Consider the following 20,723-nt stretch of genomic DNA (forward strand, 5'->3'; position numbering starts at 1 on the left):
GCGACACGGTGGCCTCGTCCAGCGTACGGACAACCGCGTCCCCGAGGGCATCGGCCGCTCAGGGGTCCGGCGCCGAGGGACGCGGCACGATCGGCGTTCACAGCGTGTGCGCCACCACATCCGCGTAGGGATCGGTGGAGTCCAGCTTGCCGATCAGATGCTCGGGAAGCACGGTCCCACGCCAGGTGTCCAGACTCGGTTCGACCATCAACCGCCCGACCATACGGCGGCGGTGAAACGCTCCAGAACGCTTCGACCACTGCGACATTCGAGCTAGCAGACCTTTTCATACGACACCTCTGGAAGATATTGCGCCCATTCCTCGGAAGTGAGGGATCGCCCGGCGATGGCGCACAGAGAGGAGAACGGGTCGGCGGGCGTTGCCACCTCCCAGAGCCGGACGGTCTTGTCCACGCCTGTGGTGGCGAGAACGGTGCCGTCGGGACTGAAGACCACAGCGTTCACGATGTCGGTGTGGCCGGTGAGGGGTTGGCCGATCTGTCGGCGAGTGGCCACGTCCCACAGGCGGACGGTCCCGTCGTCACCTGCCGTGGCGAGAACGGTCCCGTCGGGACTGAAAGCCACCGCGCGTACGACGTCGGTGTGACCGGTGAGAGGCTGACCGACCTGCTTACGGGTGGCCACGTCCCACAGCCGGACGGCGTTGTCGTCACCCGCGGTGGCGAGGGTCGTACCACGAGGGCTCAAGGCCAGTGCGAGCGCTGCGAAATTACGGCCGGCAAGCGGTTGGCCGATCTGGCGGTGAGTGACTCCGCTCCAGAGGCGGATGGTGTTGTCGTTACCGACGGTTGCCAGAGTTGTGCCATCGGAGCTGAAAACCGTCGCGTTCACGGTTCGGGTGTGACCGGTGAGGGGTTGACCGACCTGCTTACGGGTGGCCACGTCCCACAGCCGAACGGCGTTGTCGTCACCCGCGGCGGCGAGGGTCGCACCGTTGGGGCTGAAGGCCACCGCGCTCACGAAGCCGGGACCGATGGAGAGTTCGCCGACCTGGCGGTGAGTGTCCCCGTCCCAGATTCGGACGCTCTTGTCGTCGCTTGCGGTGACCAGAGTCGCGCCGTCGGGGCTGAACGCCATCGCGCTCACGAATTCGGTGTGGCCGGTGAGGGGTCGGCCGATCTGGCGGTGAGTCTCCCTGCCCCAGAGCCGGACAGCACTCTTGTCGTCCCTTGAGATGGCCAGAGTCGTGCCGTCGGGGCTGAAAGCCACTGCACGTGCGAAGTCGGGGCCGGTAAAAGACCGGCCGATCTGGCGGTGGGTGGCCACATCCCAGAGCCAGACGGTCTCGCCCCTACCCGTGGTGGCGAGGGTCGCACCGTTGGGGCTGAAGGCCACCGCGGCGTTCGCGGAATCGGTGTGGCCGCTGAGGGGCTGGCCGAGCTGCTCGCCGGTGGCCACGTCCCACAGGCGGGCGGTGTCATCGTCGCTCACCGTGGCGAGGATGCTTCCGCCGGGGCCGAAGGCCACCGCGTGCACAGTCCTGGTGTGGCCGGTGAGAGGCTGACCGACCTGCCTGCCAGTGGCCGCGTCCCAGAGCCGAGCGGTCCTGTCGTCGCTCGCGGTGGCGAGAACGGTCCCGTCGGGACTGAAAGCCACCGCGTTCACGAAATCGGTGTGACCGGTGAGGGGGCGGCCGACCTGCCGGCGAGTGGCCACGTCCCACAGCCGGACGGTCTTGTCCAGGCCGCCGGTGGCGAGAACGGTCCCATCAGGACTGAAAGCCACCGCGTTCACGGAATTGTTGTGACCGGTGAGAGACCGGCCGACCTGCCTGCCAGTGGCCACGTCCCACAGCCGGACGGTCTTGTCCAGGCCACCGGTGGCAAGAACGGCCCCATCAGGACTGAAAGCCACCACGTTCACGCCTTCGGTGTGACCGGTGAGAGACCCGACCTGCCTGCCAGTGGCCACATCCCACAACCGGACGGTCTTATCCAGGCCACCGGTGGCGAGAACGGTCCCATCAGGACTGAAAGCCACCGCACGTACGATGTCGGTGTGGCCGGTGAGAGGCTGACCGACCTGCCGACGAGTGGCCACGTCCCACAGCCGAGCGGTCCCGTCGTCACTCGCGGTGGCGAGAACGGTCCCATCGGGACTGAAAGCCACCGCGTTCACGGAATTGGTGTGGCCGACCAGTTCTTCTCGTGCCGGGTCGGCGAGAATGTCGAGCATGATGTGGCGGGCTTCGGGAGTGGGAGCAAAATGCCGTGATGTGACAGCAAGCAATTGGGCTATCTTGGGATCGGCTGTTCTGAGTTCTGCGCTCTGCAGCGCAAGTTGGCGAGACAGAGCCACCCTGGCCTGCTTCTCCGCCTTGGTCCGCTCCCCCTCGGCTATCGACCGCTGAACGTCGGCGTTGTTGGCCGCGTTGACAGCGGCACCAGCTCCCGCCAATGCCCCGATCAGCAGAATCACCAGGCTGATCACAGCCAGACGGCGTTGCCTGACGCCACGGGTCACGGCGCGGGTACTGGCCTCAAGGAAAGTGCGTTCCAGCCGGGTCAGCGTCAGCTGGCGACGACCGGCGGCCGCCCATCGCTGGACGGTCTCCAGGCGATTGCCGCGAAGCAGGTCCCCGTCTTTGCGTTCGTGCTCTTCCCAGTGTCGGGCCGCGGTGGTCAGCCCGTCCAGGATCGCCAGTCCGTCCCGATCGGCATCCACCCATCGGCGCAGCCGCGGCCAGGCGCGTAACACCGCCGGACGCAACAGGCTGATCTCCTCTTCGCGAGTGGAGATCAGGTAGGAGAACGTCTCCAGGATGCGTTGGACCGCGGCTCGCTCTGGCTCTGGCCGCTCCTCCAGCAGGTCGGCCGTCGATGCCGGGCGGGCGGTCTCCACGTTGTCCTCGCCGATGACCACCAGCCGCAGGAAGACATCTGGCACCAGCTCCCGCTCGGCGCTGCTCAACGCCTTGTACGCCTGTTCGGCCAACATGCCAAGTGCCGGATCCGCCCCCTCGGGTGCTCGGATCCCACGCGCCCGCGCACTGCCCGCGCTGAGCAGCCCAGCGGCACCGGCTCCGCTGCCGCTCACCAACGCCAGCAGCAACTCCCGCGCCGACGGCCGTGCGTCGGGATCTTTCGCCAGTGCCGAGGCCACCAAGGCCCTCATCGAAGCCGGCAACGCACTCAGATCCGGCTCCAGCGACAGCACCCGATGCATCGTCGCGCCCAGGCTTTCGGCCCGGAAGATGTCCTGACCGGTGACGGCGAACAGCATGATGGCACCCCAGGCGAAAACATCCGCCGCGGCCTCGGCACGCCTTCCGGTGAACACCTCCGGGGCTATGTACGGCGGCGTGCCCGCGACCACTCCGGCCGAGCTCAGCGACATCTCCTCGGTCCGCGCTATGCCGAAGTCGATGACCCGCGGCCCGTCAGCCGCCAGTAGCACGTTGTCCGGCTTCAGGTCCCGGTGAACGACCCCGGCATCGTGCACAGCGGTGAGTGCTGTGGCGATCGCGGTGGCCAGCCGGTGCAGATCGTCTCCTGTGAACCGGCGTCCGCTCCGCACCACCTGGCGCAGGCTCGCCCCCTCGATGTACTCGCTGACGATGTATGGCTTGTCCCCATTCGCATCGGCATCGAGCACGCGAGCCGTACAGAAAGACGCCACCCGCTGAGCCGCGGTGACTTCGCGCTGGAAGCGGTCCCGCAACCCGGGATCGTTGGAGGCGTGCAGCACCTTGAGCGCGACCCGTGCGCCCTGTTCGTCATAGGCTTCATAGACGACACCCTGCCCCCCTTCGCCGAGCCGTCCGGCCAGCCAGTACTGCCCGATTCGCTGTGGATCTCTCGCTGTTAACGCGCCCATCCGATCACTCCGTCGCTGTGAGTCGCCGACCGGTTGGACGCGCCAGGAATTCCGAATGTTCTGAAGCGCGAACGCGATAAATGGCTGGCTTCGTTCTGCACTGACTTCGTATGGTCAACGAACATTTAATGCTCTTCACCATGGCGCGAGGAAGGTCACGAGACGCGATGCTGGATCTACTGCTCGATCTGGAGACCCAGGATCCCGACGATGTGCTGACCCTGTGCCTGGTCGCGACCCATCCGGCGGTACGACTGCGCGCCGTCACCGTCACCCCCGGGTCAGCGGCCCAGGTAGGGCTGGTCCGGCACGTGCTCAGACTGGTCGGCCGAGACGACGTCCCGGTGGGCGCCAGTGATCCCGGCACCGGCAAGGACCATGTGTCCGCCTTCCATCACCGCTGGCTCGGCGCTCCCGTGCCGGCTCCGCCGGACGCCCCGCCCGGCGCCCTGATCGCCCGGACCCTGGAGCGCCACCCCCAGGCCACGCTTCTCACCGGCGGGCCGCTGCACAACCTCCGGCGGTTCCTCGACGAGCAGGCGGGGGTGAGGCTGAGCCGGTGGGTGGCCCAGGGCGGGTTCGCCGGTGACAACATCGTGCCGCCCGAGCACCGGCTGCCGAAGTTCGACGGCCGTACCGCGTGCCCGACGTTCAACTTCAACGGCGCCCCCGGGGCGGCCCGGCTCGCGCTGTCGTCCGGTGACCGGATCGCCCGGCGCGAACTGGTGTCCAAGAACGTCACCCACGGAGTTCGCTACGACCGGGAGTTCCACGAGCGGCTACGGCCGTACCGGGACCGCGCGGCCGGACTCGCCCTGGTGTTCTCGGGCATGGAGCACTACCTGCGCAAGAAGCCGGGGGGAAAGCTGCTGCACGACCCCACTGCGGCCTGCGTGGCCATCGACCACGCCATCGCCGGCTGGGCGGAGGTCGAGATGGTCCGGGAGGAGGGCGGCGCGTGGGGCGCGCGGCTGGCCGTCGGCAGCCAGACGTTCATCACGACCGCGATCGATCACGAGCGGCTCTTCGAGACCTTTGTCGGCGAGGGCACCGTTTGATCTCGCACGGTGGTCGCGCGTCGTGCGGAACCTCGCCTCAGGCCGCTTCCAGCGCCTCGGCCACGGAAGGGAACATCTCGAACACCTGGGTCAGGCCGGCCAGGTTGAGCCGCCGGGCGAGGTTGCCCTGAACTCCGGTGAGGATGACCCGCACTCCCTCGCTCAGGCCGTGGTGGCGAACCTGGAGCAACTCGCCGATCCCCGAGGAGTCACAGAAGGTCAGGGCCGACAGGTCGAGGATGAGAAGCTGCGAGGGCAGGGCACTCCACGCCCTTCCCATCTCCTCCCGCAGCACCGGCGTGTGGTAGTGATCGAGCTCCCCACTCGCCCGCACGACGAGCGCGGTGCCGTGCAACCCCGAGGTGGCGGTGAAAGCAGGCTCCGCCTCATTTCTCACGAACATGACCAACCTTCTGACCTACCTTGTCCCAAGCAACACAACTGTCTCATACGGTGTGAACCACCCCGATGGGCCACGGAGCACGCCGGCCTCACCGGTCGTTCACGTCGTTCCGGGGAACACCTTCATCGCCTCCTCAACCGTACGGCGGGTGTCGAACAGCTCTGCCACTCCGAGGCGGCTCAGCCGGTTCCTCATCGCGGCGGAGAGGCCGACGAGGACGAGCGAGCCCGTCAGACGGCGGACGCGGGTGAGGGCGTACATCAGCACGCCGTACCCGGTGGAGTCACAGAAGGTGACCTCGGTGAGGTCGATCACCAGGCGCGGGTGATCGGTCGCCCGCAGGGCGACGTCGGCCTGCTCCCTCAACAGGGGTGAGGACCCGTAGTCCAGCGCCCCCGCCGCGTACAGGGTTGTGAAGTGACGGTGCCTGTCGGTTCGGATCTGGAATCCCGCACCGCCTTCGCCCCTCGACATCGGTATCCCCTCCTGACTATGTGCCAGGTGCCCCCGAACAGGCGGTTCCAATCCTGACGGGCACGGCCCACCGGTGGTGATACAGGGAACTCGGACCCGGCGACCTGTGGATCAGCGGCGTCGACGCCGACCACCCGGGGCAGGTGCTCATCCGGCACTTCGACGGCACCGCCTGGTCACCCGAGTACGGTCCGCTGTTTCGCGCCTACACCGCCACCCAGCAGTACGACGAGACCGACGACGTCGGCGACACCGGTCTGGTCCGGGTGCCGGGCACCGGCACGCTGTGGGCGGTGGGCTCGGTCGGCATCGGCGACGACGAGAGGGCCTTCGTGCTCCGCCGCTGAGCCTCCCCGCACGGCCACAAGGTCTCCGGCTTGGAACAGACGGGGTCCCTGCCGGAAACATACCCTCCGTACTCTGCGGACATAGCGCCCCCAACCCCTCAAACGCCACTGCTGATTCCCTCAACGACACAGCCGGGCCCCCGGGGACGACACCTCCACCTCCGAGCGGTCCGCGCTCGGCGAAAAAATCCGCGAAAAAAGTCAGTCAGCTGGCGTAGTCTCTCTCAAACTCCAACAAGGAGGGAGTACGACATGAAAAAGGTCTTAATCCTCCAAAAGCCTCGGCCGCCCCGGAAACCCGCCCCCCTCGACCTCCGCACCCCCTCAGGACGAGCTCTGCCCTTCTGACAGGAAGAGCCGGTTGACGAACCAGAGGATCATCCCGATCGCGAGCAGGACTCCCGCTCGGATGTAGACGTCCGCCCCCCTGCCGGTGACCGGCAGCGCCAGGACGAGACAGACCAGCGCCCCCAGGGCGGGCATCCAGCTCGGCGCCCGGAAGTGCTCGTGGTCCACGCGCTCCCTGCGCAGGACCAGCACCGCCACATTGACGATCATGAAGACGCAGAGCAGTAGAAGCACCGTGGTGTCGGCCAGGTTGCCCACGTCGCCGGTGGCGACCAGCACCGCCGCGACCCCCACGGTGAAGACGATGGCCACCCACGGGGTGGATCTCGTCGAGTGGACCGACGCGAAGATTCGCGGCACGATCCCCTCCCGCGCCATGCCGTAGACCAGGCGCGAGGCCATGAGCATGTTGATCAACGCGGTGTTGCCCACCGCGAGCAGCGCGATCAGCGCGAACAACTTGGGCGGGAACGCCAGCCCGGCGACCTTGACCACTTCGAGCAACGGGCCGGACGAGGTGGTCAACGTCCTGGTGTCGACCAGCATGGTCGCCGTGAACGCGACCCCCAGGTAGATGATCGCCGCGGCGGCCAGGCCGCCGAAGAGCGCCCTGGGAAAGTCCCGCTGCGGGTTCTTGGCCTCCTCTGCGAGGTTGACCGAGTCCTCGAAACCGAGCAGCGCGTAGAAGGCGAGTGCCGTGCCTCCCAGAACGCCGAGGAAGGCGCCGTTGACCGGGTGGAACTCCAGGGCCCGGGACGGCTCGCCGTCACCGGACAGCAGGGCGTAGATCCCGATCGCGATGATGACCAGCAGGCCGAACGCCTCGATGATCGTCAGCACCACGTTGACCTTGATGGACTCGGAGATGCCGGCGAAGTTCACCAGGGTGACCAGGCCGAGGAAGATGAACGCGCCGACGACGACCGGCAGCGTGACGAACTCCGCGAGGTAGTTGCCGCCAAAGGCCCGTGCGGCGGCACTCGCCGAGGTGATCCCGCTCATCATCACCGCGAATGCCACGATAAAAGTGACAAAGGGGATATTGAACGCTTTATTCACATAAAGCGCAGCACCCGCAGCCTGCGGATATTTACCGACGAGTTCGGCGTAGGCGGTCGCCGTCAGCGCCGCCAGCAGGAAGGCGACGAGGAAGGGCAGCCACAGGGCTCCCCCGACATAGCCCGCGACCTTCCCGACCAGCGCGTATATCCCCGCGCCAAGGATGTCGCCCACCACGAACAGAAGCAGGACCCTGCGCCCGATGACCCGCTTGAGCGAGCGCTGACCGGAACCGGATTCGACGATCACCTCAGCCATACCCCGCTCTTACCCACCGCGAGGGCGAAATCACACCAGGTCACTTGAGTCACTTCTGTAAGCGCCATGAAAGTGGCGCGCAAGTCTCTATGCTTACCGTCTCACCTGTCACGAAATGCAATGAAAGGCAGAAATGTTCCGCGCCCTTTCCTCCCGCCGTATCGCTGTCGCCGCCGCGGGAGCCGCTCTCATATCGATGACCGCCGCTTGCGGCGGCTCGTCCGGCAACGACGCGATCTGCACCGAGGCCGCCTGGACGAAGATCTTCACGGACTACACCACCTCCGCCACGGCGGGCGCCGGTGACGTCAACAAGTTGAACGACGCCACCGCCAAGCTCGCCGCCGACCTCAAGGCGCTGGCCGGCACGGCCGACGGCGATGTGGCCACCGCGCTCACCGACCTGGCCACGTCGTTCGAGTCGATCAAGATCGACCCGAACGACCCAACGGCCGCCGCTACGGCCGTCACGTCATTCGGGTCGAAGATGCAGGAGGCGACCACCAAGCTCGCCGCCGCCTGTTCGTAACCGGACCCGTGCCTCCTGGCGACAGGAGGCACTCCCGGTACGGCCGCCGCTCCGCCTGCGGGGGGCAGTGCGGCGCGGCGGCCGTACCGAACATCTCCCGAGGCCCCTGCCACCGCACGGCAGGGGCCTCGCCCGTTTCATCCCGCCCCGGCCCCCACCCGCGCGGGCCCGGGGCGGGGAAGCGCCGGCCCGAGGCGGCGGGGTGCTCCCCCGCCCGCACCGGGCCGGACCCGTCAGGCCCCGCGGGCGCGGGCCTGCTCGTAGCAGCGTTCGAAGCCTTCGAGCACCGCGGGCCAGGAACTGCGGACGGGCTCGGTCTCCCGGTTGTTCGCCGCGATCGCCTGGCGCAGCTCACGGTCGCGCACCAGCCTGGCCACCGACGCGACCAGGTCGTCGAAGCTCCGCCCGAGCAACCCCTCCTTGCCCTGCCGGACGAAGTCGGCCACCCCGCTCTGCGCGCGCGCCACCACCGGCACCCCCGCCGACCTGGCCTCCAGCGCCGCCAGCCCGAAGGACTCGCGGGGCGCGGGAGCGACGAACACGTCCGTCGCGGCGAGCAGCTCGCGGATCTGGTCGCGGCTGTAGCGGCCGGGAAGCGAGACCCAGCCGGTCATCCCGTTGGCCCTCAGATAGCGCTCCATCCGCGATCGGGCCGGGCCGTCCCCGACGATCGTGGCCCGCATCGGCGTCTCCCGAGGCACCAGGGCACGGGCCTCCCGCAGGAGCCGCAGCAGCCGGACCGGCTGCTTGCGGGGCGCCAGCCGCCCCACCGCGACGACATGCACCGGGTCGGACCGTACGGAATCCATGGAAACGGACTCCACGGCAGGGGGTACGGCGCGCCAGCCGGAGACGTCCAGGCCGTTGGAGACCACGTGCACCGGCACGCCGGGACCGGCCACCGCGCGGATCGGCAGGGCGGCCGCCTCGCTCACCGCGGTGCCCACCAGTCCCCAGCGGTGCCATCCGAACAGCAGCCGCAGCCCTCGGTAGAGCGCCCTGGTGACCGGGTCCCACATGCTGTGCACCGTGACGACCAGGGGCACCCCCGCCCGCGTCGCCGCCCGCACGCCCATCCAGGCGAACGGCGAGACCGCGCCGGTGTGCACGTGCACCACCTCGGGGCGCCGCGCTTTCACCAGACGGAGCAGGTGTCCCACCCCGAACGGGTGGACCGGCAGGTCGAAGGGGAGTCCCGCGACGATCCTGTGCACTCCGGGAAGGGGTTCCCCCGGGGTGGCGGTCGCCACCTCGACATGGTGACCGGCCTCCCGCTGCATCCGGATCAGATCGGCGACCTGCACCTCGATCCCACCCAGGCGCGGCAGGTAACAGTCACTGATGTGGAGGATCCTCACGATGCCAGCGTAGACCCGCGTGAGATCATGCCTGCGTGCCCCCGAGGGCACATCCAGCCCTCGCGAACGGAGTCAGCCTGATCAGCAACGTCAAGACAGCGGTGTTCTTTCATGCCCATCCCGACGACGAGGCCCTGCTGACCGCGGGCACCATGGCGATGCTCGCCGCCGAGGGACACCGGGTGGTGCTCGTCGTGGCGACCTCGGGTGAGCGAGGCCAGGCCGACCTCGAACCCGGTGAGGCACTGGGCGCCGCCCGGATGGCCGAGTTGTACGCGTCGGCGGCCGCGCTCGGCTGTGCCCGGGTGGTGAACCTCGGCTACGGGGACTCCGGGCTGGCTCCCGACGGCGGGATCGCCGACGACAGGCCGGACAACGCCTTCATCGACGCCGACACGGAGGAGGCCGCCCGGCGGCTGGCCGCCATCCTCACCGAGGAGAAGGCCGACCTGCTGACGACCTACGATCCGGCGGGGGGCTACGGGCACCCCGACCACGTCCAGGTGCACCGGGTCGGCGGCCGGGCCGCCGAGATCGCGAAAACCCCGATCGTGCTGGAGGCCACGGTCAACCGTGACCCCCTGCTGCGGGGGCTGCGGCTCGTCCGGAGGTTCTACCCGCAGCTCGACATCCGTGCCTTCGAGCGGGCCTACTCCCCCGGCGAGGTGATCACCCACCGGGTCGGCGTGCGGCGCTTCGCCCGCCAGAAGCGGGCGAGCATGGCCGCCCACGCCTCCCAGGCCACCGGCGCCGACACCCGCACGCTCGGAGTCATGCTCAAGATCCCCCAACCCCTCTACCGGCTGGTCTTCGGCACCGAGTGGTACGTCAGGCGGGACGTCCCCCTGGGCTCCCGCCTGAGGCATCCGTTCGAAATTCCTCCCCGAGGATGAGTCCGGAAGCGGCACACTGGGGCGGGGGTGTTACGTGAAGAGCAGATTGCTCCAGGTTGGGTTGTCGGTCGCGTCGCTGGCGCTGGCCGCCACACTTGTGATCTTCCTGCCCCAGATAGTGGCGGCCCTGACGGGCAAGCACGTCTCCTGGTCACAGATCGGCGCCCAGTTCGCCGGGCTGGGTCCCGGAGAGGTCGCGCTGATGACCGGCGTCTGGCTGCTCAGCCTGCTGGCCTACACGTTCGTACTGACCGCCTCCCTGCCCGGCCTGACCCACCTGCAGGCCCTGACGTTGAACGCGGGCGGCAGCGCGGTGAGCAACCTGCTCCCCTTCGGCGGCGCGGCCGGAGTGGCGATGACGTTCGCGATGACCAAGGGCTGGGGCTTTCCCGTCCGGGCCGTCATGGTCTCCACGCTGACCAGCGGCATCTGGAACACCCTGTTCCGGTTCCTGCTGCCCGCGGTGGGAATCGTGGCCCTGCTGTTCAGCGGGCAGCCGCTCAGCCCCGCGGTGACCAGTGCCGGCTGGGCGGGCGCGACGTCCATCCTGGCGCTGGTCGCCGTGGTGACCGTCGCGCTCTACTGGGACCGTGCCGCGGGCGTCCTGGGCCGGGTCCTCGACGCCCTCGCCCGCCTGCTCCCCCCTCGGATCCGCCCCGGCCGCCATACCGCCTCCGAGGCGCTGGCCAAGCTGCGGGCCGACACCTCCGAGATCGTGCGGAACCGCTGGGCCGGGCTGACCCTGGCCATGATCTTCTTCCTCGGTTTCCAGTGGCTGATCCTGGTCGTCTGCCTGCACGCGACCGGCGCCTACCCGGGTCTGGCCCAGTCGATCGCCGCCTTCGCCCTGTCCCGGGTGCTGACCACGGCTTTGGTGACCCCCAGCGGTACGGGGATAATGGAGGCGGGAACCATCGGCGCGCTGGTCTTCTTCGGTGCGCCGCTGGACTCCGCCACCGCCGCCGCACTGCTTTTCGGGTTCTGGACCTACACTGTCGAAATCCCCTTCGGTGGACTGGCGCTCGGCGCGTGGTCGTTCCTGCGCCGGCGTGAGAACGCCGCACCGGCCCCTGAAAAGGAGTCGATCGGCCGCTAGATTGGGAAATACCTTGTGTGCGATTGGAAGGCCCACATAGCGTGGCGGCTGACATGGTGGCGTTCCGAGTTCTCGGCCCGGTCGAGGCGCATTCCGGTGAGGACCAGCTCGACCTGGGCGGGCTCCGTCAACGTGCGGTCCTGGCGCGCCTGCTCGTCGCGCGCGGGCAGGTCGTTCCCGTCGACTCCCTGCTGTACGACCTGTGGGACGACGACGCGGCCAAGGGCGCGCAGTCGGGCCTTCAGGTCTACATCTCCCGGCTGCGCAGGGTGCTGGAGCCCGGCCGGCCACGCGGAGGTCCCAACCGGCTGCTGGTGACCGTGGCCTCGGGCTACGCGCTGCGCGCCGCCCCCGAGCAGGTCGACGCGCTCCGCTTCGAGACGCTGGTCCGCACCGCCGGAGAGCACCTGGAGGGCGACGACCCCGCCTCCGCGCGGCCCCGCCTGGAGAAGGCCCTGGGTCTGTGGCGCGGCACCCCGTACTCCGACTTCGCCGACCAGCCGTGGGCCGAGGCCGAGGTCAACCGGCTCGCCGAGCTGCGTCTGGTGGCCCGTGAGCGGTACGCCGACAGCGGCCTGCGGATGGGCATGCCCGCGGAGGCGGTGCCCGACCTGGAGGCGCTGACCACCGAGCACCCGCTCCGTGAGGAGGGCTGGCGGCTGCTGGCCCTGGGCCTGTACCGCTGCGGGCGGCAGGGCGAAGCGCTGGCGGCGCTGCGCAGGGCGCGCACGATCCTCTCCGAGGAGCTCGGAATCGACCCCGGCCCGGCGCTGCGCAAGCTGGAGTCCGACATCCTGTCCCAGGACCCGGGCCTGCAGCTCGCCGCCCCGCCGCCGGCCAGGCAGCGCCAGCAGGTGACCGCCGACACCTGGCCGCCCCGGCCCACGGTGGCCCAGGTGGAGCTTCCCCCGCTGGAGCCCGAGCCGTTCGTCGGCCGCGACGCGGAGCTGAGCAGGCTGACCACCGCCGCGGCCAGGACCGGCCGTTTCACGGTCGCGATCATCAGCGGTGACGCGGGCGCGGGCAAGACCACCCTGGTCCGCCAGCTCAACAGGCGGCTGTCCGACGACGGGTGGGGCATCTCCTCCGGGGCCTGCCCCGACAGCAGTGCCACCCCCCCTGGCTGGGCCTGGGTCGAGATCCTGCGCACCCTGGTGAGCGCTGCCGGTCCGGGCGAGTACGCCGCGCTGCTGGCCCCGCTGCTGGACGACGCGGCCCCCGAGCCCGACGACGACCAGGCCTCCGGCGGATTCCGGCTGCACCGGGCGGTGGGCGGCTACCTCGCCGCCGTCGCCAAGGAGACGCCGATCCTGCTGACCCTGGAGGACCTGCACTGGGCCGACGACCAGACGCTGGCGCTGCTCCGCGCGCTGCCGAGCCTGCTGGCCACCAGCCGGGTGCTGCTGGTGGTGACCTGCCGCGACAGCGAGCTGAGTGACCAGCAGGCCGACGTGCTGGCCGCGCTGGCCAGGCTCGGTCCCGTCCGGGTCGGTCTCACCGGACTCGACACCAAGGCGGTGGCCGAGCTGGTCCGGGCGACCTGCGTGCGCGAGGTCGACGAGGACGCGGTCAACAGCATCGTCGAGCGCACCGGCGGCAACCCCTTCTTCGTCCGCGAGACGGTGCGCCTGCTCGACGCCGAAGCGGTGAGCGACCGCGCGACGGCCGCCGAAGTGATCTCCGGAGTGCCGTCGGGCGTCCGTGACGTGCTGCGGAGGCGGATCTCCCGGCTGCCCGCGGCCGCCCAGCAGATCCTGCTGCAGGCCGCGGTGATCGGCCGCGATGTCGACGTGGACGTGCTGGTCGACGTCTCCGGCGACGAGGACGCCGTGGTCGACGCGGTGGAGGCGGCGCTGCTCGCCGGGCTGGTCACCGAACCGGGCCCCAGCATGCTCCGATTCGACCACGACCTGGTCCGCGACACGCTCTACTCCGACGCCTCCCGCCTGCGCCGCTCCCGGATGCACGCCGCGGTGGCCGCGGTGATCGAGCGCAGGAATCCCAGTGACGTGGCCGCGCTGGCCCACCACTACGACTCGGCGGGCACCAGCGAGACCGCCATCAAGGCGGTGCACTACGCCCAGCTCGCCGCCGAGCAGGCCGAGCGCCGCTTCGCCCACCGCGAGGCCGCCACCCTGTGGGAGCAGGCCATCGCCGCCTTCGACAGGTCGGGCATCACCCACACCCCCGACAGCACCAGGGAGCGCCTGCTGCTGACCCTGCGGCTGATCAAGGCATTGGCGCTCTGCGGCGACATGGCCGCGGCCCGCAGGCGGCGGCGTGAGGCGATGGACGCCGCACTGCCGCTGGGCAACCTGGAGCTCACCGCCCGGGTGGCCGCCTCGCTGGCGGTGCCGCACAAGGGCATGGCCCGCGACTTCACCCGTACCGCCTGGGAGATCGTCGACGTCGCCGAGCAGGCGCTGGTCGAGTTGCCCGCCGGTGAGCAGTCGCTGCGGGCGAGCCTGCTGGCCACGCTCGCCCTGGAGCTGGAGGGGTCGGCCACTCCCCGGGGCGAGCAGGCCTCGCTGGAGGCCGAGGAACTGGCCAGGCGGTCCGGCGATCCCGCCCTGCTCGCGACCGCGCTGAGCGGGCGGCTGCGCCAGTCGTACGGCATCACGCCGGTGGGCGAGCGCGAGGTCATCGGCAGGGAACTGCTGGAGGTCGGCAGGGCGACCGGGCAGATCTCGGTGCAGGCACTGGCCCACCTCGTGCTGATGGAGTGCGCGGCCGCCTCGGGCGCGTTCGCCGAGGCCGACGCGCACGTGGCCGCCACCGAGAAGCTGGCCAGGCAGTACGGCCTGCCCGCGCCGGCCGCCGTGGTCGCCTGGTACGCCGGGCAGCGCCTGATGATCGCCGGTGACTTCGCCGGGGCGGAGCGCGCCTACCGCGACGCCGCCCGGCTGACCGCCAGGGCCGGCATGCTGGAGGGCCGCCAGGACCTGCCGCTGATCACCACGTTCTGCCTGAACCTGGTCAACGGGCAGGCCGCCGAGATGGTCGAGCCGCTGGCCGAGGCGCACCAGCGCGGGGCCAAATGGACACTCGACGCCTACGCGGTGGCCCTCGCCTCCGCGGGCCACCATCGCGACGCGAGGGCCGTCATCGCGGTGAAGACGCCGGTGCGCCCAGACTTCCTCTACGAGCTGGCGATGATCTGGCGGGCCCTGGCGGGCATGCTGCTGGACGACCGGGAGCGGATGATCGAGGCGTACGACACGCTGAAGCCGTTCGCCGACCGGATCGCGGGCGCCGGCACCGGCGTGGTGGCACTCTGGCCGGTCGCCCTGACCCTGGGCGACCTGGCGCTGCGGCTGGGCTTCACCGATGCGGTGCGGCCGCACTACGAGAACGCCCTCGCGGTGGCCGAGCGGGTCGGCGTGAGCCGGTGGGTGGAGGCGGCGCGGCGCTCCCTCGGCGGCTGACACGACTCAGCAGGTGACCCTGAACTTCTCGCTGCGCAGCGGGGCGTCCCCGGAGACCGAGAGCACGGCGCGGTACCAGCCGGGGTTGTTGACGATCCTGGGCTGCCACTCGACGGTCTGGGCCTCGCCGGTGAAACCGGAGCCGGTGCCCAGATAGGCGTACCAGCGGTGGGTCTTCGAGCTCCAGCGCTCCAGGCGCCAGCCGTAGGAGACGGCGGCCCGGGGGTCGTCGTTGCCGACCACGCCCTGGACCCGGTAGGGCCTGTCGCAGGGACCGAACGCGTCGAGCTCGCTGACGGTGACCTCACCGGCCACCGGGGCCTGCTCCGTGGTGGCCGGCACCGACTGCGAGGAGAGCACCACGGTCCGCGCCGGTGCCCGCGTCGCCGTACCGGCCGTGCTCTCCGTACCGGCCGGGGTCCGGGCACCGGTGCCGTACGCGGTCTCCACCCCCAGGTAGGCTCCGGTAAAGGCAAGGGTGGCGACGAGCAGCTTGGCGACACTCGCGGTTCCACTCGCCACCACCGGCGCCACACTGCTACGCGAACCCATCACAGACACCTTCCTTTGTTACTCCCAGGTGTATGCCAGGGTGGTTGCTCTGGAGTTGACGTCCGCTTGCAGTCTGTGTGCCTGAGGGGGCTCCGCCATAACGGATGAGGTAAGCCTGCCCTAATATCAAGTCAAGCAGGCGGAGCAACCGTGGCGGTGACGTTCAGAGTGCGATCTGTTGTGGCGGGTATCCCTGACCCGACTTCCGCGTCCTTCCTGGGCATGCCCCTGTGGCTCTGGGTGATCGTCGGCGGCGTGGCCCTGTTCGGCGCGTTCCAGGTCTACTACTGGGTCGGCCACGTCCTGGGCTCCAGGCTCTACACCTCCCGGCTGGGTACCAAGATCGGCCAGGAGAACATCCTGCGGGTCGAGAAGGTCGTCAGGAAGTGGGGCGCACTCGCCGTCTACGCCTGCTTCTGGGTGCCCGGGCTGCGCCACACGCTGCCCTGGGTGGCCGGGGTGCTGCGGATCTCCTATCCCTGGTACGTCGTGGCCAGCGCGCTCGGCTGCCTGACCTGGGTGCCGGTGACGTCCTTCGGCCTGTACTCGGTGATCTGGGGCTGGCTGGAGCTGGTCGTGCGGTCGCCGCTCCTGGCGGTCCTGGTGGCGGTGGCGGCGGTCGCGGTGATCGCCTGGTTCGTCCGCCGGCGCCGGCGCCGAGTCGCCCGCAGCGAGGCGGACAGCCAGGTCGCCGCTCCCTGACCCTCCCCCGGGCCGTTTGGCGTGCGGCACCCGAGAGCCGCCTCTCCCGGTCTCGCCCACCCGACGCCGATGTCAACTTTTCCATAGCCAAACAGCCAACTTCCGCATATCGACGGTGGCCTCTGCCAGCATGGCTCGCATGCATCACGGGGGAATCCGCCTCATCACCCGCGCGGCGCTGGTCGCCACGGCCACCCTGGTCACCGCGTCTCCGACGCCGGCCCTGGCCACCGGCCCCCCGGTATCCGCCCTGACCACCGGAGGCGTCGCGCCCGCCTGGCAGGGGCGTGCCTCCGTGCCCTCGGTGCCGGGACGGGCCGCGTACCTGTACGACACGGGCACCGGAGCGGTCCACCTGAGCAAGCAGGCCGGCAAGCGGATGCCGGTGGCCAGCCTGACCAAGGTCATGACGGCGTACGTCGTGCTCAGGGAGGCGAGGCTGGACGACACCGTCACGATCCAGGCGGCGGATATGCGGCACGCGGCCTCGAACGGCGCGACCCACGCCTCCCTGCGCGCCGGGGAGCGGTTGACCGTCAGGGACCTGCTTTACGCGGTCATGCTCCCCTCGGCCGCGGACGCCTCCCACGCCCTGGCCCGGGTCTACGGGCCGGGCAACGCGAGGTTCGTGGCGAAGATGAACGCCACCGCCCGCTCCATGGGCCTGGTCGACACCGCCTACGCCAGTGCCGACGGCCTGCCGAGGCCCGCCCCCGGCCATTCCACGGCCCTGGACCAGGCGAAGCTGGCCGACATCGCGCTGCGCGACCCGGTGCTGCGGACCATCGCCTCCAGCAGGCGCCACGTGGTGGCCAAGTCCAAGGTCCATCGGGCGCACTCCTGGACCAACTCCAACAAGCTGCTCGGCAAGACGCCCGGGGTCCTGGGCCTCAAGACCGGCTACACCAGCGCCGCCGGATACTGCCTGTCGTTCGCCGCCGACCGCGACGGCCACCGCCTCATCGGCGTCATCCTCGGCGAGTCCAGCGCCGACCGGCGCTTCCAGACCGCGACACGGCTCCTGGACTGGGCGAGCGAGCAGACGCCGCCCGAGCTGTGATCAGGCGGTACGAACCGCACCTGCCTGGCCGCCCCCTGGAGCATCATCGACCTGACGAAACGCATGCGTATCGGCAACATCCGGCAATGACCTTTCTCGGGGATGACGAGACCGCGGCCATCGGACCATCCAGAATCGTCCGGCTGCTGGGAGAAGGGGCATGGGCCGGGTCTACCTCGCCACCTCGGCCGGCGGGAGGTCCGTGGCGGTGAAGCCAGAAGAGGATCGCCGACAAGAATGCGACAAAACCACATCAAATTACATATTGCCACAATTACCCCCTAAGTAAGTCGCCGGGTTAGCGGACGGCCTTCTCGGGCACCGCCTCTCCGGGCGCGACCGCGCGGAGAGCGGCCTCCGCCGTCCCCAAGATCTTCCGAATGGACCAATGGCCGCGCGTCCGACATTTCTTCCCGCACACACGCCTGGGGCAATACCCTGATAAGAGCTGAAGCGCATGACATTGGTGCCCTGGAGACGCGCCCGGAGGGAAGACGTGCCGAAGTCAAGGCTGCGCGATCGGGAGTATTCCTCGTGGGGGGGCACACGGTGGGGAGGCGCATCCAGGCGTTCCCGTGCCGAAACTCGAAGACGACAGCGACCAAAGTCAATAGTGGGCTTTGCGACATGGCCCTTTGAATTCGTCTGGATTCGAAAGAGGTGGTCTGCCATCGCATCGAGTCGTCCATCGCGACGGAGACAACTGGCGCGATGGATCATATTTTTCTACGTCACCAACGTGCTCTGGAACACGTGGGAGGTCTACCAGGGCAACCCGCAGGGCTTCATGCCGTATCTCCGCGGCGAACAGGACCTCCTGCCACTCCTCTATCTCCCGCCGCCCCTACTCAAGGCGAACCTGTCCTCGTGGGTGGACCTGTCGTTTCTGGCCGTGCTGCTTCTGATCCTGTTCTGGGCGATCGGCCCGCACGGCCCGCTGAAGGTGATGATTTATCTTCTCGTCGTGTTCGCCATAGCGCTGATGGCACCGATCAGCCGCGGATCCACCCGCGCCGCGATCGTCTCGGCGTGGACCTGGTGGATTCAGACGGCATGGCCGTGGCTCGTCAAGGCCGCCCTGAGCCCCTGGACGACAGCGGTTCTCGGCCTGCTGCTGGCGGCCGGTTGCCTCATGGCCTTCCTTTTCACCGGTTACCAGATTCTCCGGATGGCCAGAGAACTGATCACCGACGAGATGGACCTGCTGGACGCGACGCGATTCCTTGCCTTTGTTCTCGGGGGCGCGATCGCTCTCGGCGTTATCTCGGAGATAGCCGCGTGGTCCGTTCAGCTCATGCGAAACAGCCACGCCTTCCCCGGCTGGTCGCCCTTCCTGTGGACCGTCTTCATCGCGACCCTGGCCGCCACCACCGCCGTCACCCTGGACATGACGTCGGAGATCCGGCTTCCCACCCCCGAGAAAACCGAGCCCGCGGCTTCTCTCCGTGAACCCGGCGAGGAAGACCCCTGGCCATGACCAGGGGCCGCCGAGCCCGCACGGTGAGGCCCGCGGTGCGGGGCGGCTTCCACTACCTTCGCGCCTCTCCCGCGGAGGCACCGCGCATCAACCCGTGACACGCGATCGCGGCGGCGGCCACCACGTTGAGCGAGTCCACGCCCGCGGCCATCGCGGTGGAGCTCATCGGGATGCACACCCGCTCGTCCGCCTCCCGCAACCAGCGCGAGGACAGCCCGTCCCCCTCCGACCCGAGCAGCAACGCCACCCGGTCACTCATCTCGGCGGTGTCCATGGGTGTGGCGCCCTGATCCGGGGTCAACGCCAGCGTCCGGTATCCCGCCGCTCGGATCTCCTCCAGTCCTTCGTACCAGTTGTCCATGCGGGCGTAGGGGATCGCGAAAACCGCGCCCATCGACACCTTGACCGCTCTCCGGTAGAGAGGGTCGGCGCAACGCGGCGAGAGGACGATCGCGTCGACCCCGAGGGCGGCGGCACACCGGAAGATCGCGCCGACGTTCCCATGATCGACCAGGTCCTCCAGGACCAGGATGCGCCGGGGCCGGGCGCCGGGCAGCCGTCCGGGATCACGACCGGCGCCCCGCTCCGGGGCCCCTCTCTCCGGGGAGGAGGCGCGGCCGGACAGGACCTCTCCGGTAGCCGGCAGGGGAAGACGTTCCATCGCGGCGAGGGCGCCCCGGTGGACCTGGAAGCCGGTGACACCCTCCATGACCGCGTCGTCCACGATGTGGACCCGGCCTTCGAGGGGGTCGAGGAGGTCGGCGAGAGGCTCGGCCCAGCGGGGGGTGAGCAGCACGGAGCGCACGGGGTAGCCCGCCGCGACGGCGCGTCGGATGACCTTCTCCCCCTCGGCTATGAAGAGGCCGTGCTCGGCCTCCAGGCTCTTGCGCAGCTCGACGTCACGCAGATCGGCGTAGTCGGCCAACTGGTCGGCCAGGTGGGGGTCGATGGCTTCAGGCACCCTCGAATACTGCCATGACCCGCCTGAGCTGCCATATCAGCGCGTGGACGAGGAGCATGGCGGAGCAGCCGACGACCACTCCCGCGCCCAGCCTCGTCACGAGTTCGGCCATGCCACGTGGCGGGAAGGCGATGGGCCAGGCGATCGCGCCCAGCAGGATGGACAGGGCGGTGGCCAGGAACACGGCCATCCGCCCGCGGGCGGGGATGATCAGCCGCTCGGGGACCGGCCGGGGCTCCATCCTGGACAGGCCGCGCCAGGCCCACCAGAGCACGACCGCCAGGCCGACCACCGTGGAGGTGTACTGCAGCAGGCGGAACAGCGGAAGCACGTCCGCCACCCGGGTGTCCAGCCAGCTCCAGCCCCACATGGCGGAGCTGTAGGAGTGGGTGAAGGAGTCCCAGAGCTTGTGGGTGAGGGCGCCCACCGCGCCTCCGGCGATCACGGCGGGCAGCCGCCGCACCCCGTACATGCCGGGGGTCAGGGCCGCGGCGCGCCCGGCGAGGCCGGGGGGCAGGAGCGCGGTCAGCGGGTCGCGAAGCACCAGATGGAAGACCGCCAGCAGCACGACGACGGCGAACGGGTCGATCGTGAGGACGCCCTCGTAGGAGTGCCAGATCATGTAGTCGGGCAGGAACGGGAAGAAGATCGGCAGATCGGGCACCATGGCCCCCAGGGCGAGCGCCCAGGGATCGAGCAGGCGGCGCATCCGCTCCGAGGAGATCAGCGGCAGCACCGCGGCCACATGACTGGGCGTGAACGGCACGGGTTTCCCTCCGACGATCCACTGGGGCAGGTCCATCCTGTGACACGAACACAGCGCGCGGGCACGCCGCCGTACGGTCGAGGCTCGGTCCAGGGAGGCGAGAGACCGTCTCCCTGGGGA

Annotated in this window: 17 protein-coding genes; 9 read left to right on the plus strand and 8 right to left on the minus strand. The window is 69.6% G+C overall.

What is annotated here, in order from left to right:
* Positions 1–273: 273 nt before the first annotated feature.
* Positions 274–3,837: a protein kinase domain-containing protein gene (locus tag ABT130_RS28590; protein WP_350960335.1), complete on the minus strand. Its 3,564-nt coding sequence runs from the start codon at positions 3,835–3,837 to the stop codon at positions 274–276.
* A 167-nt stretch (positions 3,838–4,004) separates the two neighbouring features.
* On the opposite strand from ABT130_RS28590, the gene ABT130_RS28595 reads away from it, so the two are divergent.
* The gene (locus ABT130_RS28595) at positions 4,005–4,895 is read left to right on the plus strand and encodes a nucleoside hydrolase (RefSeq protein ID WP_350960337.1); all 891 of its coding nucleotides are present in this window, start codon (positions 4,005–4,007) and stop codon (positions 4,893–4,895) included.
* A 37-nt stretch (positions 4,896–4,932) separates the two neighbouring features.
* On the opposite strand, the gene ABT130_RS28600 is transcribed toward ABT130_RS28595, so the two are convergent.
* Both ABT130_RS28600 and ABT130_RS28605 read right to left on the minus strand, forming a co-directional pair.
* Positions 4,933–5,298, minus strand: coding sequence for an STAS domain-containing protein (locus ABT130_RS28600; protein ID WP_350960340.1), 366 nt, complete (start codon positions 5,296–5,298; stop codon positions 4,933–4,935).
* A gap of 99 nt (positions 5,299–5,397) precedes the next feature.
* Positions 5,398–5,772, minus strand: a complete 375-nt coding sequence (locus ABT130_RS28605; protein WP_350960343.1) for an STAS domain-containing protein — start codon at positions 5,770–5,772, stop codon at positions 5,398–5,400.
* Between the two features lie 143 nt (positions 5,773–5,915).
* Between ABT130_RS28605 and ABT130_RS28610 the strand changes: the two genes are divergently transcribed.
* A complete protein-coding gene (locus ABT130_RS28610) occupies positions 5,916–6,119 on the plus strand; it encodes a hypothetical protein (RefSeq protein WP_350960345.1) in 204 nt (67 codons plus the stop codon).
* Positions 6,120–6,443: 324 nt separating this feature from the next.
* Here ABT130_RS28610 and ABT130_RS28615 read toward each other — a convergent pair whose 3' ends face one another.
* Entirely contained in the window at positions 6,444–7,784 is a 1,341-nt protein-coding gene (locus ABT130_RS28615) for an APC family permease (RefSeq protein WP_350960348.1), read from the minus strand.
* A gap of 196 nt (positions 7,785–7,980) precedes the next feature.
* Here ABT130_RS28615 and ABT130_RS28620 point away from each other — a divergent pair, with 196 nt between their 5' ends.
* The gene (locus ABT130_RS28620; protein ID WP_350921210.1) at positions 7,981–8,313 is read left to right on the plus strand and encodes a DUF8711 family protein; all 333 of its coding nucleotides are present in this window, start codon (positions 7,981–7,983) and stop codon (positions 8,311–8,313) included.
* A 233-nt stretch (positions 8,314–8,546) separates the two neighbouring features.
* Here ABT130_RS28620 and ABT130_RS28625 read toward each other — a convergent pair whose 3' ends face one another.
* Entirely contained in the window at positions 8,547–9,671 is a 1,125-nt protein-coding gene (locus tag ABT130_RS28625; RefSeq protein ID WP_350960351.1) for a glycosyltransferase family 4 protein, read from the minus strand.
* Positions 9,672–9,706: 35 nt separating this feature from the next.
* On the opposite strand from ABT130_RS28625, the gene ABT130_RS28630 reads away from it, so the two are divergent.
* From ABT130_RS28630 to ABT130_RS28640, 3 genes are read left to right on the plus strand one after another with little or no spacing between them, the layout of a single operon-like run.
* Complete coding sequence (locus ABT130_RS28630; RefSeq protein ID WP_350921206.1) at positions 9,707–10,564, plus strand: PIG-L deacetylase family protein; 858 nt, start codon at positions 9,707–9,709, stop codon at positions 10,562–10,564.
* A gap of 34 nt (positions 10,565–10,598) precedes the next feature.
* On the plus strand, positions 10,599–11,660 hold the full coding sequence (locus ABT130_RS28635) for a lysylphosphatidylglycerol synthase transmembrane domain-containing protein (protein WP_350960354.1): 1,062 nt from the start codon (positions 10,599–10,601) through the stop codon (positions 11,658–11,660).
* Between the two features lie 53 nt (positions 11,661–11,713).
* Positions 11,714–15,085, plus strand: coding sequence for an ATP-binding protein (locus tag ABT130_RS28640; protein ID WP_350960357.1), 3,372 nt, complete (start codon positions 11,714–11,716; stop codon positions 15,083–15,085).
* A gap of 6 nt (positions 15,086–15,091) precedes the next feature.
* Here ABT130_RS28640 and ABT130_RS28645 read toward each other — a convergent pair whose 3' ends face one another.
* Positions 15,092–15,637 (minus strand): hypothetical protein, encoded by a 546-nt coding sequence (locus ABT130_RS28645; RefSeq protein ID WP_350960358.1) that lies wholly within the window; start codon positions 15,635–15,637, stop codon positions 15,092–15,094.
* Between the two features lie 222 nt (positions 15,638–15,859).
* Here ABT130_RS28645 and ABT130_RS28650 point away from each other — a divergent pair, with 222 nt between their 5' ends.
* From ABT130_RS28650 to ABT130_RS28660, 3 genes are all read left to right on the plus strand, one after another.
* The gene (locus ABT130_RS28650) at positions 15,860–16,339 is read left to right on the plus strand and encodes a DedA family protein (RefSeq protein ID WP_350960361.1); all 480 of its coding nucleotides are present in this window, start codon (positions 15,860–15,862) and stop codon (positions 16,337–16,339) included.
* A gap of 139 nt (positions 16,340–16,478) precedes the next feature.
* Entirely contained in the window at positions 16,479–17,399 is a 921-nt protein-coding gene (locus ABT130_RS28655) for a D-alanyl-D-alanine carboxypeptidase family protein (protein ID WP_350960364.1), read from the plus strand.
* A 613-nt stretch (positions 17,400–18,012) separates the two neighbouring features.
* On the plus strand, positions 18,013–18,876 hold the full coding sequence (locus ABT130_RS28660) for a hypothetical protein (RefSeq protein ID WP_350960366.1): 864 nt from the start codon (positions 18,013–18,015) through the stop codon (positions 18,874–18,876).
* A 52-nt stretch (positions 18,877–18,928) separates the two neighbouring features.
* On the opposite strand, the gene ABT130_RS28665 is transcribed toward ABT130_RS28660, so the two are convergent.
* Both ABT130_RS28665 and ABT130_RS28670 read right to left on the minus strand, forming a co-directional pair.
* Entirely contained in the window at positions 18,929–19,837 is a 909-nt protein-coding gene (locus ABT130_RS28665; protein ID WP_350960368.1) for a TrmH family RNA methyltransferase, read from the minus strand.
* Positions 19,830–20,639, minus strand: a complete 810-nt coding sequence (locus tag ABT130_RS28670; protein ID WP_350960370.1) for a DUF4184 family protein — start codon at positions 20,637–20,639, stop codon at positions 19,830–19,832. Before ABT130_RS28670 ends, ABT130_RS28665 begins: the two co-directional genes overlap by 8 nt.
* Positions 20,640–20,723: the final 84 nt, after the last annotated feature.

This window comes from Streptosporangium sp. NPDC001681, assembly GCF_040298085.1.
Taxonomy (GTDB): domain Bacteria; phylum Actinomycetota; class Actinomycetes; order Streptosporangiales; family Streptosporangiaceae; genus Streptosporangium.